11 protein-coding genes and 1 tRNA gene are annotated in these 17,601 nt (G+C 43.2%); 1 reads left to right on the top strand and 11 read right to left on the bottom strand.

Annotated features, from left to right (window positions below; genetic code table 11):
- Positions 1–16: 16 nt before the first annotated feature.
- The 11 genes from rpsG to KQP93_RS01840 all read right to left on the bottom strand — a co-directional run bounded on the left by rpsG (position 17) and on the right by KQP93_RS01840 (position 13,479).
- Positions 17–487 carry a 30S ribosomal protein S7 gene (rpsG, locus tag KQP93_RS01890; protein WP_036971557.1) on the bottom strand — a complete coding sequence of 157 codons (471 nt, stop codon included), beginning with the start codon at positions 485–487 and terminating at the stop codon, positions 17–19.
- Positions 488–584: 97 nt separating this feature from the next.
- Entirely contained in the window at positions 585–959 is a 375-nt protein-coding gene (gene rpsL, locus KQP93_RS01885) for a 30S ribosomal protein S12 (RefSeq protein ID WP_010367657.1), read from the bottom strand.
- Positions 960–1,152: 193 nt separating this feature from the next.
- Entirely contained in the window at positions 1,153–5,325 is a 4,173-nt protein-coding gene (rpoC, locus tag KQP93_RS01880) for a DNA-directed RNA polymerase subunit beta' (protein ID WP_217875622.1), read from the bottom strand.
- A 97-nt stretch (positions 5,326–5,422) separates the two neighbouring features.
- Positions 5,423–9,448: a DNA-directed RNA polymerase subunit beta gene (rpoB, locus tag KQP93_RS01875; RefSeq protein ID WP_217875621.1), complete on the bottom strand. Its 4,026-nt coding sequence runs from the start codon at positions 9,446–9,448 to the stop codon at positions 5,423–5,425.
- Positions 9,449–9,720: 272 nt separating this feature from the next.
- Positions 9,721–10,083 (bottom strand): 50S ribosomal protein L7/L12, encoded by a 363-nt coding sequence (rplL, locus tag KQP93_RS01870; RefSeq protein WP_054554830.1) that lies wholly within the window; start codon positions 10,081–10,083, stop codon positions 9,721–9,723.
- Between the two features lie 81 nt (positions 10,084–10,164).
- Positions 10,165–10,659, bottom strand: a complete 495-nt coding sequence (gene rplJ, locus KQP93_RS01865) for a 50S ribosomal protein L10 (RefSeq protein WP_175080873.1) — start codon at positions 10,657–10,659, stop codon at positions 10,165–10,167.
- A gap of 320 nt (positions 10,660–10,979) precedes the next feature.
- Positions 10,980–11,684, bottom strand: a complete 705-nt coding sequence (rplA, locus tag KQP93_RS01860; RefSeq protein ID WP_054564002.1) for a 50S ribosomal protein L1 — start codon at positions 11,682–11,684, stop codon at positions 10,980–10,982.
- Positions 11,685–11,688: 4 nt separating this feature from the next.
- Positions 11,689–12,117, bottom strand: a complete 429-nt coding sequence (gene rplK, locus KQP93_RS01855; RefSeq protein ID WP_054554827.1) for a 50S ribosomal protein L11 — start codon at positions 12,115–12,117, stop codon at positions 11,689–11,691.
- Between the two features lie 213 nt (positions 12,118–12,330).
- Positions 12,331–12,888, bottom strand: coding sequence for a transcription termination/antitermination protein NusG (nusG, locus tag KQP93_RS01850; RefSeq protein WP_063700737.1), 558 nt, complete (start codon positions 12,886–12,888; stop codon positions 12,331–12,333).
- A gap of 4 nt (positions 12,889–12,892) precedes the next feature.
- Entirely contained in the window at positions 12,893–13,270 is a 378-nt protein-coding gene (gene secE / locus KQP93_RS01845) for a preprotein translocase subunit SecE (protein WP_036971579.1), read from the bottom strand.
- 132 nt (positions 13,271–13,402) lie between these two features.
- Positions 13,403–13,479 (bottom strand) — tRNA-Trp (locus tag KQP93_RS01840).
- 216 nt (positions 13,480–13,695) lie between these two features.
- Between KQP93_RS01840 and KQP93_RS01835 the strand changes: the two genes are divergently transcribed.
- Positions 13,696–17,586 carry a hybrid sensor histidine kinase/response regulator transcription factor gene (locus tag KQP93_RS01835; protein WP_217875620.1) on the top strand — a complete coding sequence of 1,297 codons (3,891 nt, stop codon included), beginning with the start codon at positions 13,696–13,698 and terminating at the stop codon, positions 17,584–17,586.
- Positions 17,587–17,601: the final 15 nt, after the last annotated feature.

Below are 17,601 nucleotides of genomic sequence, written 5' to 3'. Positions count from 1 at the left end.
AAAGGTTAAGGGCAGATTACCAACGGTAATGAGCGAATGCTTTATTCGCTTCAGCCATACGGTGAACGTCTTCACGTTTCTTAACCGCAGTGCCTTTGTTGTCAGCAGCGTCAACGATTTCTTGAGCTAAACGTAAGCCCATAGATTTTTCGCCACGCTTACGTGCAGCGTCTACTAACCAACGCATACCTAATGCGTTGCGACGTACTGGACGTACTTCAACTGGTACTTGGTACGTTGAACCACCAACACGGCGAGATTTAACCTCTACCTGTGGGCGAACGTTATCAAGTGCAGCTTCAAAGATTTCAAGGTGCGACTTGCCTGATTTCTCAGCAGCCACGTCTAACGCACCATAAACGATTTTTTCAGCAGTAGATTTCTTGCCGTCTAACATTACTACGTTAACGAATTTAGCAAGAAGTTCCGATCCGAACTTAGGATCTGGAAGAATTTTACGTTGACCTATTACGCGTCTTCTAGGCATTTTGTATCTCCGGTATCTTCAGGTTTGCTCTTTTAGAGTCAATACCCAAAACAATTAATTTAAAAATTTAGTGCTTGGCCTTACTAACGGAGAACCATTAGCCCTTAGGGCGTTTAGCACCGTATTTAGAACGAGCTTGACGACGGTCGTTTACGCCTGCACAGTCAAGTGCACCACGTACAGTGTGGAAACGCACACCTGGTAAATCTTTAACACGACCACCACGGATAAGGATTACACTGTGCTCTTGTAAGTTGTGGCCTTCACCACCAATGTAAGATGTTACTTCGAAACCGTTAGTTAAACGAACACGCGCTACTTTACGTAATGCAGAGTTTGGTTTCTTAGGTGTAGTTGTATATACACGAGTACATACACCACGCTTTTGCGGACAAGCTTTAAGTGCAGCTGAGTTACTTTTAGTAACTTTGCTACGACGTGGCTTACGCACTAGCTGGTTAATAGTTGCCATTTAAATAGCTCCTGAAATTAAAATTACTACTGAAAAAATAAAAAAATCCGCCCTGTTTACATGCTTGTTACAAAACGTGCAGGCAAATGGGTGGCGGAATTTTAATGAGCAAAGTTTAACCTGTCAACCTTAACTCATCGTAAGGCAGAAGATAACTGCCTTACGATTTCTTAATCTATTGATTAAGCTGAGATTATTGGTTTCCAGAGATATCTGCGTTTAGTGCGTCAGTTAGTGCTTGAGTTGCCTCTTCAGCGCTTACTGTTTGCTCTTCAACGATTTCACCTTGCTTGCGACGGTTTAAACGGTCTTGGTGATACGCAAAGCCTGTACCAGCTGGGATCAGACGACCCACGATTACGTTTTCTTTCAGACCACGAAGCTCATCGCTCTTACCATTTACAGCGGCTTCAGTTAGGACACGAGTTGTCTCCTGGAACGATGCTGCAGAAATGAAAGATTCTGTTGCAAGTGACGCTTTAGTGATACCCATTAACTGGATTTCAAACTTCGCTGGGATCTTGCCTTGTTTCTCAAGTTCACGGTTAGAAATATTAACGCGCGCTACTTCAACTTGTTCACCGGCTAAGAACTCAGTGTCACCGCCGTCAAGGATGATACATTTACGTAGCATCTGACGAATAATTGTCTCAATGTGCTTGTCATTGATCTTAACGCCTTGCAAGCGGTAAACCTCTTGCACTTCGTTAACGATGTAGTTAGCTACATGAGTTACACCACGTAGGCGTAAGATGTCATGTGGTGACTCAGGACCATCGGCGATAACCTCACCTTTAGACACTTGCTCACCTTCGAACACGTTAAGTTGACGCCATTTAGGGATCATCTCTTCGTATGCGTCACCCTCAGCTGGAGTGATTACAAGACGCTTCTTACCTTTTGTTTCTTTACCGAAGCTAATAGTACCCGTGATTTCTGCAAGGATTGCAGGATCTTTCGGCTTACGTGCTTCGAATAAGTCAGCTACGCGAGGTAGACCACCCGTGATATCACGAGTTTTCGAACCTTCTTGTGGAATACGTGCAAGTACGTCACCTGGGTTTGCAGTTGCACCGTCAGTTACTTCAATCGTTGTGAATGAAGGTAGACGTGTTTCTTGCAGGCCACGCTCATCGCTTTCGATGATTAGTTTAGGTTCTTTCGCATTCGCTTTACCTAAGTCTTTAACAACCACACGTGTTAAACCAGTTAACTCGTCTGTTTGTGCTTCGGTATTTGAGTCATCAATGTCGCTGAACGAGATTTTTGACTTGTGCTCAAGAACGATTGGGTGACTATGCGGATCCCAAGTAGCAACGATATCGTTACCTTGAACTTCTGCATTGTCTTGTACTGCTAACACCGCACCGTAAGGTACTTTATAACGCTCTTTCTCACGACCAAAGCTATCGATGATAGTGATCTCTGTTGAACGAGACGTGATAACAATCTTACCGTCTGTGTTTAATACGTACTTCGCATTGTGTAACTTCAATGTACCGTTAGTTTTAACTTGTACACTGTTTTCAGCAGACGCTCGAGATGCCGCACCACCGATGTGGAAGGTACGCATCGTAAGCTGTGTACCCGGCTCACCGATTGATTGTGCCGCGATAACACCTACTGACTCACCTGGATTGATGATGTGGCCACGCGCAAGGTCACGACCGTAACACTTAGCACATACACCAAAGTCATTATCACAAGTGATTACTGAACGAACGCGTACTTCATCCACTGAGTGCTCTTCTAAAAGGTCACACAGCTTTTCGTCAAGCATGATGTTACGCTTAACAAGTACTTCGTTAGTATTTGGAATTAATACATCTTCAGCAACAACACGACCTAGTACACGCTCGCGAAGTGCTTCTACAACGTCACCACCTTCGATAAGCGGTTTCATTGTTAAGCCATCTTCTGTGCCACAGTCGTCTTCGTTGATTACTAAGTCTTGTGCAACGTCTACTAGACGACGCGTTAAGTAACCCGAGTTTGCTGTTTTAAGTGCTGTATCGGCAAGACCTTTACGCGCACCGTGCGTCGAGATGAAGTACTGTAGTACGTTTAGACCTTCACGGAAGTTCGCCGTGATTGGTGTCTCGATGATTGAACCATCTGGACGTGCCATTAGACCACGCATACCCGCTAACTGACGGATCTGAGCGGCGCTACCACGTGCACCTGAGTCTGCCATCATAAACACTGAGTTGAATGAAGATTGCTCTTCTTCTTCGCCTTTAGCGTTGATTACAGTGTCTTTTGATAAGTTCGCCATCATCTCACGTGATAAGTTTTCATTTACACGTGACCAGATATCGATAACTTTATTGTACTTTTCACCAGCCGTTACAAGACCTGATTGGAATTGTTGGTTGATTTCAGTTACTTCAGCTTCCGCTGATTCAATGATTTCTGCTTTAACCGGTGGGATAACTAAGTCATCGATACCGATTGAAACACCTGACTTCATTGCGTAGTGGAAACCTGTGTACATTACTTGGTCAGCAAAGATAACTGTATCTTTAAGACCTAGACGACGGTAACACTCGTTTAATAAGCCAGAAATTTGTTTCTTACCTAGGGCTTGGTTGATTAACTCAAACGGCATGCCTTTAGGTAGGATTAGTGAAAGAATCGCACGACCTACTGTTGTTTCAACAATAGATACTTGCTCAACTGTTTCACCTTCTTCATTGCTGATTGTCTCGCTGATACGTACTTTTACGCGTGCATGTAACTCAGCGTTACCGCTGCGGTATGCTTTTTCAGCTTCTTTAGGATCTTTAAATACAATACCTTCGCCTTTCGCATTGATGCGATCACGAGTCATGTAGTAAAGACCTAATACAACGTCCTGTGAAGGAACGATGATTGGCTCACCATTCGCTGGAGATAGGATGTTGTTTGTAGACATCATTAGAGCACGTGCTTCTAACTGTGCTTCAAGCGTTAACGGTACGTGTACCGCCATTTGGTCACCATCGAAGTCAGCGTTGTACGCTGCACAAACTAATGGGTGTAAATGAATCGCTTTACCTTCGATAAGCACAGGTTCGAACGCTTGGATACCCAAACGGTGAAGTGTTGGTGCACGGTTAAGTAATACTGGATGTTCACGAATTACTTCGTCTAATACATCCCATACTTCTGCCACTTCACGCTCAACCATCTTCTTAGCAGCTTTGATAGTCGTAGCCATGCCGCGACGCTCTAGTTTGCCATAGATAAATGGTTTGAATAGCTCAAGTGCCATCTTCTTAGGAAGACCACACTGGTGTAGTTTAAGCGTAGGACCTACTGTGATTACAGAACGGCCTGAATAATCTACACGTTTACCAAGTAAGTTCTGACGGAAACGACCTTGCTTACCTTTGATCATATCAGCAAGCGATTTAAGAGGACGTTTGTTAGAACCTGTAATCGCACGACCGCGACGACCGTTATCAAGTAGCGCATCTACCGCTTCTTGTAACATACGTTTTTCGTTGCGTACGATAATGTCTGGTGCTGCAAGATCTAATAGACGCTTAAGACGGTTATTACGGTTAATAACACGACGGTAAAGGTCATTCAGATCAGAAGTCGCAAAACGACCACCGTCTAGTGGTACTAATGGACGTAGATCAGGCGGAAGTACTGGAAGTACTGTCATGATCATCCACTCAGGGTTATTACCTGATTGGTGGAAAGATTCCATTAATTTAAGACGTTTAGTGATCTTCTTACGCTTAGTTTCAGAGTTAATTGTTGGTAACTCTTCACGCATTTCAGCAATTAATTGGCCAAGATCAAGTTCACGAAGCAAGTCTAATACTGCTTCTGCACCCATCTTCGCTTCAAACTCATCACCGTGCTCTTCAAGTGCATCTAGGTACTCTTCTTCACCTAAAAGCTGACCACGCTCAAGCGTTGTCATACCAGGCTCAGTTACTACGAATGATTCGAAGTAAAGTACGCGCTCGATGTCACGAAGTGTCATGTCTAGCATTAAGCCGATACGTGACGGTAATGATTTTAAGAACCAAATGTGCGCAACTGGGCTTGCAAGCTCAATATGACCCATACGGTCACGACGCACTTTAGTAAGCGTTACTTCAACGCCACACTTTTCACAAATAACACCACGGTGCTTAAGGCGCTTATATTTACCACATAAACACTCATAATCTTTCACTGGGCCGAAAATACGGGCACAGAATAAGCCGTCGCGCTCAGGCTTGAAAGTACGGTAGTTGATTGTCTCAGGTTTCTTTACTTCACCGTATGACCATGAACGAACCATATCTGGCGAAGCAAGACCAATGCGAATTGCATCGAATTCTTCGGTCTTATTTTGTTGCTTCAGAAACTTAAGTAAGTCTTTCACCTTAGCTCTCCTGTCGGAGGTTAATCTTGAGGGCGAACCAATCGCCCCTACATTCTATTCGGCCTAACAGGTGCGGCTTACGCCGCACCTAAATGGCTTAATTTTCTTCCAACTCGATGTTGATACCCAGTGAGCGGATTTCTTTCAACAATACGTTGAACGATTCTGGCATACCTGGTTCCATCTTATGGTTACCATCTACGATGTTCTTATACATCTTAGTACGACCGTTCACGTCATCCGATTTCACTGTTAGCATTTCTTGTAGAGTATATGCAGCACCGTAAGCTTCTAGTGCCCACACCTCCATCTCACCGAAACGCTGGCCACCGAACTGAGCTTTACCACCCAGCGGCTGCTGAGTAACAAGGCTGTAAGAACCAGTTGAACGTGCGTGCATCTTGTCATCAACCAAGTGGTTAAGTTTCAGCATGTACATGTAACCAACAGTTACTTGACGTTCGAACTGATCGCCAGTACGGCCATCATAAAGTGTAACTTGACCGCTTCTTGGATAACCACCAAGCTCTAGTAAGTCTTTGATTTCGCTTTCACGAGCACCATCAAAGGCTGGAGTTGCGATCGGTAAACCACCTTTCAAGTTATCAGCTAAGCGACGAACTTCATCATCAGAGAAAGAGTCGATATCAACTTTCTGACGACAATCACCTAATTCGTAAACTTTCTTAACGAAGCTACGGATTTCGTGCAGTTCACGCTGCTCTTTCATCATTTCTTCTAAGCGCTCACCCACACCACGTGCAGCAAGACCCATATGTGTTTCTAGGATCTGACCGATGTTCATACGTGATGGTACACCTAGCGGGTTCAGAACGATGTCTACCGTACGACCTTTGTCATCGTATGGCATATCTTCTACTGGTACGATAGTCGAGATAACACCTTTGTTACCGTGACGACCCGCCATCTTATCACCCGGTTGGATACGACGTTTAACAGCTAGGTATACTTTAACAATCTTAAGTACGCCTGGTGCTAAGTCATCACCTTGAGTGATCTTACGACGTTTGTTTTCAAACTTCTTATCGTATTCAGCTTTAAGCTCATCGTACTGTGCAGCTAGTTGCTCAAGTTCAGCTTGCTTGTCTTCTTCAGCAAGGCTTTGAGTAAGCAGCTTTTCAGCATTTAGTGATGCAATTGAATCTGCGTTCAGACCTGAGTCAACAAGTAGCTTACGAGCACGGTCTAATACACCTGCTTCTAAGATACGGAACTCTTCATTGAAGTCTTTCTTCGCTTCGCGAAGCTGCATGTCTTCAACTTCTAACGCACGCTTATCTTTTTCAACACCGTCACGGGTGAAAACTTGTACGTCGATTACAGTACCAGTTACAGAGTTTGGTACGCGTAAAGAGCTGTCTTTAACGTCTGATGCTTTCTCACCGAAGATAGCACGTAGTAGCTTTTCTTCTGGTGTTAATTGCGTTTCGCCTTTCGGAGTCACTTTACCTACTAGGATATCGCCGCCTTTAACTTCAGCACCGATATAAACAACGCCTGACTCATCAAGCTTGCCTAGTGCAGACTCACCCACATTAGGGATATCTGCTGTGATCTCTTCAGGACCTAATTTAGTATCACGTGCGATACATTGTAGTTCTTGAATGTGGATAGTCGTTAGACGATCTTCTTGAACTACACGCTCAGATAGTAGAATTGAATCCTCGAAGTTATAACCGTTCCATGGCATGAATGCCACGCGAAGGTTTTGACCAAGTGCTAAGTCACCTAAGTCAGTCGAAGGACCATCTGCTAATACGTCACCACGTGTTACCGGCTCACCAACCATACAAGTTGGCTTTTGGTTAATACATGTATTTTGGTTTGAGCGTGTGTACTTAGTAAGGTTGTAAATATCGATGCCCGCTTCACCTGGAATACGCTCATCTTCATGTACATTTACAACGATGCGGCTTGCATCCGCATACATTACTTCACCACCACGCTTAGCAACGATAGTTACACCAGAATCTTTCGCTAGTGTAAGCTCGATACCTGTACCTACTAGCGGTTTGTCCGCAATAAGTGTTGGTACGGCTTGACGTTGCATGTTTGAACCCATCAATGCACGGTTAGCATCATCGTGTTCTAGGAACGGGATAAGTGCTGCCGCTACAGAGATCACCTGTTGTGGTGATACGTCCATATATTGTTGGTCCATTTTGCCCATAAAGGTTGATTCACCTTTGTGACGACATGGAATTAGTTCATCAACAAACTCATTGTTTTCGTTCAAGTTTGAGTTCGCCTGAGCGATAACAAACTGACCTTCTTCAATGGCTGATAAGTAATCTACTTCATCAGTCACTACACCGTTTACCACTTTACGGTAAGGTGTTTCTAAGAAACCATAGTCATTAGTACGTGCGTACGTAGACAATGAGTTAATTAGACCGATGTTTGGACCCTCAGGCGTTTCGATTGGACATACACGACCATAGTGAGTTACGTGAACGTCTCGAACTTCGAAGCCAGCGCGTTCACGTGTTAAACCACCCGGGCCTAATGCAGAAATACGACGCTTGTGCGTTACTTCTGAAAGCGGGTTATTTTGGTCCATGAACTGTGATAACTGAGATGAACCAAAGAACTCTTTAACCGCTGCCGAAATTGGCTTAGCGTTAATAAGATCTTGTGGCATTACAGCGTCAAGGTCACCTAAGCTTAAACGCTCACGTACAGCACGCTCAACACGTACTAGACCAACGCGGAATTGGTTCTCAGCCATTTCGCCAACACTACGGATACGACGGTTGCCTAAGTGGTCGATATCATCAACATCGCCAACACCGTTACGAATAGCGATAAGCACTTTCATAACAGCTACGATGTCTTCTTTCGATAATGTGCCTGGGCCGGTATCTGAGTCATAACCTACACGGCTATTGAACTTCATACGACCAACTGTTGATAAATCGTAACGCTCGTCAGAGAAGAACAAGTTATCAAATAAGGCTTCAGCCGCGTCTTTCGTCGGTGGCTCGCCTGGGCGCATCATGCGATAAATTTCTACTAATGCTTCTAAACGGTTGCTTGTTGTGTCGATACGTAATGTATCTGACATGTAGGCGCCGCTGTCCACTTCGTTGATATATAGTGTATCAATCTTAGTGTGACCTGCTTTAACCAATTCAGCCATTAGCTCAAGTGATAGCTCGTCATTCGCGTTTGCGATGATCTCACCAGTTGACTCATCAACATAGTTTCTAGCTACAACACGACCAATGATGTACTCATGCGGTACTTCTAATTGGTTAATACCTTTTTTCTCGATGTTCTTGATGTGACGCGCAGTAATACGACGACCCGCTTCAACAAGGACTTCACCGTCTTCGCCTTTGATATCAAAAGCGGCAGTTTCACCACGTAAGCGTGAAGGAACAAGTTCCATAAGAACTTTACCGTCAGCAACTTCAAACGCAGTTGTATCGAAGAATATCTCTAGGATTTCATCCGTTGAGTACTCAAGTGCACGTAGGATGATTGACGCCGGTAATTTACGACGACGGTCAATACGTACATAAAGGTTATCTTTTGCATCAAACTCGAAGTCTAACCATGAACCACGGTAAGGAATTACACGCGCGTTATAAAGTACTTTACCTGACGAGTGAGTTTTACCACGGTCGTTATCAAAGAATACACCAGGGCTACGGTGTAGCTGAGAAACGATAACACGCTCTGTACCATTGATAACAAAGGTACCGGTATCAGTCATGAGCGGAATTTCGCCCATGTAAACTTCTTGCTCTTTAATGTCTTTAACTGTGCCTGGTGCTTCTTTGTCCATCACCACAAGACGCAATTTTACGCGAAGTGGAGCAGAATAAGTCACACCGCGAATTTGACATTCTTTTACATCGAATACTGGCTCACCAATACGATAACTTACGTATTGAAGCTCAGAATTTCCCGAGTAGCTTTTGATAGGAAACACAGAACGGAAAGCAGCTTCCAAACCGTGATCGCCATCAGCGTCAGGGACTAAGAATTTTTTAAACGATTCTAACTGCGTCGACAGTAAGAAAGGTATATCCAAAACTTGTGGACGTTTACCAAAATCCTTACGGATACGTTTCTTTTCAGAATAAGAGTAAGCCATGGGGTTCCTCAGCTTGCTGATCTTTGACCCGACCTGTTCTTGTAAGAACAGACTTAACTGGCATCTAAGCCAAGATGTACAACATTAAATTGTTGTTCTATTTTGCTCTGACACTTTCAACACCAAACTAGGTAACAACTTGAAAGTAAAGAGAAAATTAGATTTTATTTGCGTTACAGGATTGCATCGCTCTATAGCGCAAAAAGGCCGGTGATTAAATAATCACCAGCCCTTGCCTGATTACTCAGGCAGCGAACCTAGCGTAAGCTAGATTACTTAACCTCAACTTCAGCACCAGCTTCAGTAAGGTCTTTTGCAAGTGCTTCAGCTTCTTCTTTAGATACACCTTCTTTGATAGGTGCAGGAGCTGCTTCAACAAGTGCTTTAGCTTCTTTAAGGCCAAGACCAGTAGCACCACGTACAGCTTTGATAGCTGCAACCTTGTTAGCGCCAGCGCCAGTAAGGATTACGTCGAACTCAGTCTTTTCTTCAGCTGCTTCAGCAGCAGGACCAGCAACAACAGCAGCAGCTGCAGTTACGCCGAATTTTTCTTCCATTGCTTCAACTAGAGCAACAACGTCCATTACTGACATTTCAGCAATAGCATCAAGGATTTGGTCTTTAGTTACAGACATTACAAATTTCCTAATTATTACGGACTAAATATAGCCCAAAAAAAATATTACACCGAAAGTGAACAAAAAAACAGCTTAAAATTAAGCAGCTTGCTCTTCTTTCTGTACACGTACTGCTTCAATTGTTTTACACAATTTACCTGCAGACGCTTCTTTCATAGCGCTCATTAAGCGTGCAACAGCTTCGTCGTAAGTAGGTAGAGTTGCTAGCATAGCTGCGTCTACTACGTTACCTTCAAATGCAGCCGTCTTAACTTCGAATTTCTCGTTCTTCTTCGCGAATTCTTTAAAAATACGCGCAGCAGCACCTGGGTGCTCTGAAGAGAAAGCGATTAAGCTTGGACCAACAAGTGAGTCAGAAAGGCACTCAAAATCTGTACCTTCAACAGCACGTTTAGCTAAAGTGTTACGAACAACTTTCATCCATACACCAGCTTCACGAGCTTCTTTACGAAGGGCAGTGATAGCACCAACTGTTACACCACGAGAATCTGCAACAACTGCAGAAAGAGCACCAGTGGCTGCTTCGTTGACTTCAGCAACAATTGCTTTTTTGCCTTGAAGATTTAAAGCCATGGGTGTTACTCCTGGTTTAATGGGTTGCCGAAATTGGCTTCCCTGTTCTACTCTTCCCCATCAAAGATGGAGATGCTTTTTACGGCGAGAGCCAGAAGATTAGGAAAAATCTATCTGGGGATTCACACCGTCTACGTAGGTAAAAATATTAAGGCCGAAGCCGCCTACGGTCTTGGACGGAAGCCCAATTTATCGTTTTTACCCGAAGGCATTACGAAATTATGGACTTCAACCCGAATTCTTTACTTGTTTTGAAATTAACTTTCTCAACAAAATGGCGCAAAATTATAGTTCAAATTTCGCGCCATGTAAACTCTTAATTAAGCAACAACTGTGCTTAGAGAGTTTTGGTCAACAGCAACACCTGCGCCCATTGTTGTAGAGATAGTTACTTTCTTCACGTAAGTACCTTTTGCTTGAGAAGGTTTAGCCTTCTTAAGCGCAACAATAAGAGCTTCAAGGTTTTGTTGAAGTTGCTCAGCAGTGAAATCAACCTTACCGATAGTAGTATGGATGATACCGTTCTTGTCGTTACGGTAACGAACTTGACCTGCTTTCGCGTTTTTAACTGCTTCTGCAACGTTAGGAGTTACAGTACCAGTTTTAGGGTTTGGCATTAGACCACGTGGACCTAAGATTTGACCTAGTTGACCAACAACACGCATAGCGTCTGGAGATGCAACAACAACGTCAAAGTTCATCTCGCCTTTCTTAACTTGTTCAGCAAGATCTTCCATGCCCACTAATTCAGCACCAGCTTCTTTCGCAGCATCTGCGTTAGCGCCTTGTGTGAATACAGCAACACGAACTTCACGACCAGTACCGTTAGGTAGTACAGTTGCACCACGTACGTTTTGGTCAGATTTACGAGCATCGATACCAAGGTTAACAGCAACGTCAACACTTTCTACGAATTTAGCTGTCGCTAACTCTTTTAAAAGAGCAACTGCTTCGTTGATTTCGTAATCTTTAGTTACATCCACTTTTTCGCGGATTGTACGCATACGTTTAGTTAATTTTGCCATTATCTTAGTCCTCTACGTTCAAGCCCATCGCACGCGCAGAACCTGCGATAGTGCGAACTGCAGCGTCCATATCAGCCGCTGTAAGGTCAGGTCGTTTTGTCTCAACGATTTCTTCAAGTTGAGCACGAGTTACTGTACCCACTTTTTCAGTGTTAGGACGGCCAGAACCTGATTTGATGCCTGCAGCTTTCTTAAGTAAGTAAGCAGCCGGTGGAGTTTTCATGTCGAACGTGAAAGAACGGTCACCGTAAACAGAGATCACTACAGGAACTGGAGCGCCTTTTTCGATAGATTCTGTACGTGCGTTGAACGCTTTACAGAATTCCATGATGTTTACACCGTGTTGACCTAGTGCTGGACCTACTGGAGGACTAGGGTTAGCCATACCAGCGGCAACTTGTAGCTTGATAATAGCTTCAACTTTTTTAGCCATAATAAATACCTCATTTGGTGGGTCATAGCCTTGTGCGCGCGAGGACGCGTACTCTAACGGCTTCCCAGTTTAAAAATTGGTTCTCACTTTTTAGTGATAAAACAAGTTGTAACTTGCCCTAACACAAAAGGCCGCTGATTATAAGTTAATCAGCGGCCTTTTTCAAGCTTATTGCCAAAATATTAAACGATTTTGGCAGCTTTAATTTTTTACTTACTTGTCTTGCTCAACTTGACCAAATTCAAGGTCAACAGGTGTCGAACGACCGAAGATAAGAACAGACACTTTCACGCGGCTCTTCTCGTAATCAACTTCTTCAACAACACCGCTGAAGTCAGCAAATGGACCATCGATAACACGAACAACTTCGCCTGGCTCGAATAATGTAGCTGGCTTAGGTGCTTCAGCGTTCTCTTGAAGACGGTTTAAGATGCGGTCAGCTTCTTTTTGGCTAATTGGTGCTGGACGATCAGACGTACCACCAATGAAGCCCATAACACGTGCAGTGCTGTTCACTAAGTGCCAGCTTGCATCGTTCATGTCCATTTGAACTAGTACGTAACCTGGGAAGAATTTACGCTCAGATTTACGCTTTTGGCCAGCGCGCATCTCAACAACTTCTTCAGTTGGTACTAATACTTCACCAAAACTATCTTCCAAACCTTCGATCTTGATGTGCTCAAGAATAGTTTGTGCTACACGCTTCTCGTAACCAGAGAAAGCTTGTACTACGTACCAACGTAGTTTCTTTTCGTTCTTCTCATCCGACATGGGATTAGATCTCCAATCCAGTTAAAAAGCCTACTGCGCGGAATAAAATGCCATCTAATCCCCAAAGGATAAGCGCCATAATCACAGTTGCAACCATTACAATTAATGTCGTATGTGTTGTTTCTTGGCGAGTTGGCCACACAACTTTACGTACTTCGATACGTGCTTCTTTTGCAAACGCAAGAAAAGTACGACCTTTTTCAGTTAGTGAGGCAATGCCTAAACCAGCTGCAACAGCAACCACTACACCAATAGCACGTAATAATACAGATTGGTCTGCATACATGTGGTTACCAACGACTGCGCCTGCTAGTAGCGCAATTGCTACAATCCACTTTACTGAATCCATCGCACTTGATGGTGTTTCTACATTCGTGCTCATAATATTTTTACCTTAACTACAGACACAACAACCCTGCGCTCTGGCAGGGTTAATCCATTAAAATCTAAACTTAAAAACTGACTTGTTTAAACCGATTTTTAATTTCAGACTTAACACACATTGTGTAAAAAGTGGCAGGGGCGGAGAGATTCGAACTCCCAACCGTCGGTTTTGGAGACCGCTGTTCTACCAATTGGAACTACGCCCCTGCAAAGTGGATGCCTATTATACTTACGCAATTCATTAACACAAGAGTAAAAGATACCCATTAGTTAAAATCTCATCAGTTCGTTTAAAAATCAATATTAACATTGATTAAAAAGCAGTTTATCATAAACCCATTACAGGAACACAAAACAACATGGATCAGTGTGCTGCTATTAAAATCTCCTTCTAATATTGTATTGTTATGCCTCGTTTTGTTGATGGCTAATCAGACTAGTGCCCGTTCTTTACACCTTAGCACTTTTAATAGTCAGCAGGGCCTGAGTCAAAATTCAATTACATGCAGCATCACCGACCAGCAAGGCTTTTTATGGTTTGCCACACAAGGTGGCTTAAACCGCTTTGATGGTTATGAATTTAAACGCTTTAAAGCTAACAGCGATGATAAAAGTATTTCAGGAAACTGGATCACCAGTTGTGTTAAAGACAGTAAAAACCAGCTATGGTTTTCAACCGCAAGCAAAGGGCTTAATAAACTCAACCCTAAAACCGGTCAGTTTGAGGTTTACTCTACATCTAATAATGATGGACTGAGTGAAAATAAAATTTGGTCAATGGCTGCAACTGCAGACGATATTCTTTGGCTAGGCCACGAACACGGTAAGTTAACTCGTTTTGATACTGCAAACCAAGAGTTTGAACATTTCCAATATACAATAGAGCAGCAGTTGCCGCTTATTCGTGACATTGTCATTACCGATGAACTCATTTGGCTTGCCACGGATAAAGGGCTTATTTCATTTGACCCAAGCACTGAGCAATTTACCCAGCATGCTCAGATCTCTACACCGCTCTGGCACCTCAAGTTGCTTAATAACGAAAAGCTGCTTATTGGCGCTAAACAAGGTCTTTATATATTAAATTTAGCTACGCAAAGCAGTGAGAAAATCGAACAGTTTAATGCAGCTTGGATCACAGACAGCTTTATTGACCAACAGCAAAACCTTTGGCTTGCAAGCTACGGACAAGGGCTCTACTTTTTACCTGCTGATGCTGACTTACAAGAGCAATTCACTCAATATCGCCATGACAAACAAAATTCCAATGGCTTAAGCAGCAACTACCTGCTTTCTCTTTATCAAGACTCACAAGGTATTATTTGGCTGGGCACCGATGGCTATGGTGTGCACCGCTATGATCCTAAGCAGCAACAGTTCTCTCATCAATTAAAAACCTCTCAAGCAAATTCGTTAAGCCATAACTTTGTTCGTTCAATAGTTAAAAGAGCCAATGGTGAGGTCTGGGTTGGTACCCGTGATGGACTCAACCGCAAAACAACGTCTGGTTATCAGCACTTTAGAAATGTCCTAGCAAATAACAATATATTTGCCCTACACGAAGACGCTAACAAGCAGTTGTGGATAGGTACGTACGGTGGCGGCTTAATTAAGTATCAAGACAGCCTTGATGAGTTTACAGCTTTCACTATGCAAAGCCACCAGCTAGCCAGTGACCGTGTTTACGCAATTACCAGCGACAAAACAGGTGCGCTTTGGCTTGGTAGTAACCAAGGCCTAACCCGCTTTGAGCCAAAATCTGCCAAGGTGACTCACTATAAGCACAGTGATGCGCAAAATAGCCTTGCCAACAACACCGTATTTACTTTGGCCTATGATAATAAAGAGCACGCACTGTGGATTGGTACTCGGGCTGGGCTCAATAAACTCGATATATCAACAGAGCAATTTAGTTTATTAGATGAGCAAGATTCAGGCGAGACAGGGCTTAGCCACAATATGGTTACCTCTTTATTACTCAGTGAAGACAGCATTTGGGTTGGCACCATGCAAGGCTTGAATCAAGTCAACAAGCATACCCTCACAGTGAAACACATTACTGAACAGCAAGGATTAGCTAACGACAACATTTTTGACATTCTTACCGATAAACAGGGCACGCTTTGGCTTGCAACCAATGGCGGACTCACTCGCTATAACCCCAGCACACAGCAAATGCAGCAGTTTTTGCCTGAAGATGGTATTCAACACCAGTCATTTATACTGGGTGCGAGCTTTCAAGCTGACGATGGCGAATTATTTTTTGGTGGTATTAATGGCTATAATCATTTTTACCCTGAGCAACTAACCTTATCGCACACTCCCCCTACTCCAGTGTTAACCGAGTTATTACTTAATAACCGTGCAATCAAAAGTAATCATTTTGATAAACACACTAATACGCTTGCAAGTGCCACTCAGACATTCTCGTTTGCCAAGTCAGCGGGGGTTATCGGCTTTAAATTTAGCGCTTTAAAAAATGGTGCTACTCCAAAACATTATCAATATGGCTACAAGTTAGCTGGCTTTGATGAACAATTTTTATATACCGATGCATCCCTTAGGCACATTAACTATCCGCAGTTGCCTGCTGGTCACTACCAGTTATTGATAAAAGCAAAAGATCAATATGGGCAATGGAGTGACAGTACACAGCTATTAGCGCTTACTGTTGTGCCTCCTTGGTGGCAAACTAAATTAGCCTACGGCATTTACTCTATGTTTGCTTTAGCACTGATTTGGCTTGTTTTAAATGCTTTGTACAAGCGCAAACTAGCAGAGCAAGAGAAGCAAACCGAAATTGAGTTAAACAAATTAAAAGATCAATTTTTAGATAACATTAGCCACGAACTCAAAACACCACTTAGCTTAATACTCGCGCCGGTAAGTCAGTTACAGCGAAGCAATGTAGACTCCCAAGCTCAAACGCAATTAGCTAGCATCAAACGTAACTGCCAGCGCTTACTAGAGCTAATCAATCAACTTTTACAATTGAGTCAACGCCCAAGCACGGCAATTTACACTGTCAGCCCTTATGCTATTACGCCATTTTTAACAGATTTAGTGGCGGATTTCAGACCCCTGTTTGAGCAAAAACAGCTGCAATTTAGCTTCACTGACACCACCTCTAAAGCACTTAAGGTTAACCTTGCCCCTGAACATGCCCACTCGATTTTTAGCAACCTGATAAGCAATGCACTTAAGTACACCCCAGCAGGCGGCAAAGTCGATATTCACCTTAGTGAAGCGCAGCAAGCGTTACAGTTTAAAATTACGGATACCGGCGTGGGTATTGCCAGTGAATATCAGCAGTCAATTTTTCAGCGATTTACTCGCCTAACGTCATCAGAACCTGGAAGTGGTATTGGCCTGAGCTTAGTAAAACAACTCGTTGAACAATACGGTGGTTCTATCAGTGCAAGCAGTAAAATCGCTCAAGGTAGCTGCTTTACTGTGTCACTACCTATGGTTGAAAGTGCTGAAAATCACGTTCATAGCGCTATGCAAGTTCATACCTCACAACAAACACTGCTGATTGTTGAAGATAATGAGGAAATGGCAGAGCTACTCCTTTCTTTATTTAATAAAGAGTTTAACTGCATCCATGCGGCCGATGGCCAGCAAGCGCTTGATTTATGCCAGTCAGATCTGCCTGACCTCATTATCAGTGATGTGATGATGCCAAATATGGATGGTTACCAACTACTAGCAGCCCTTAGAGCAAACTCGGCCACCAGTCATATCCCGGTATTATTACTTTCTGCTAAAGCGGACACCCACAGCCGCTTAAAAGGGCTGGATTTATTAGCTGATGACTTTTTAAGTAAGCCTTTTGAACCTACTCTACTAGTAAGCAGAGTAAAAGGGCTGCTAAATCTGAGACAAATTTTAAACCAACACCTAACAGCACAACTGGCAGCTCCTCTGAATAGCGATACAGCTGCAGTAACTGTGCAAAATAAAGATTACTCTTTTACAGAAAAGCTTAAGCAAATAGTACAAGCGCATTACCAAGATGAAAGTTTTTCGGTTGAACAATTAGCCTCAGCATTATGTTTAAGCTCTCGAGCTCTGCAACTAAAAATGAAAGCCTTGTACTCACAAACGCCTTCTGACTATTTACGCAATACTCGCTTAGAATTTGCAAAAAAACAGCTAATCGATAGCGAATTAGCAATTGGTCAAGTCGCGGAGCAAGCGGGTTTTAGTTCACAAAGCTATTTTGCTCGAAGCTTTAAGAGCTATGTTGGCTTATCACCAAAACAGTATCGAGAAAAACATCAGAAACGCGTTGAATTTCGCATCAGTGAATAAAGTTTTCGCCTTAGT

The organism is Pseudoalteromonas shioyasakiensis, assembly GCF_019134595.1.
Classification (GTDB): Bacteria; Pseudomonadota; Gammaproteobacteria; order Enterobacterales; family Alteromonadaceae; genus Pseudoalteromonas; species Pseudoalteromonas shioyasakiensis_A.
This window is presented reverse-complemented; position numbering and strand designations above follow the sequence as displayed.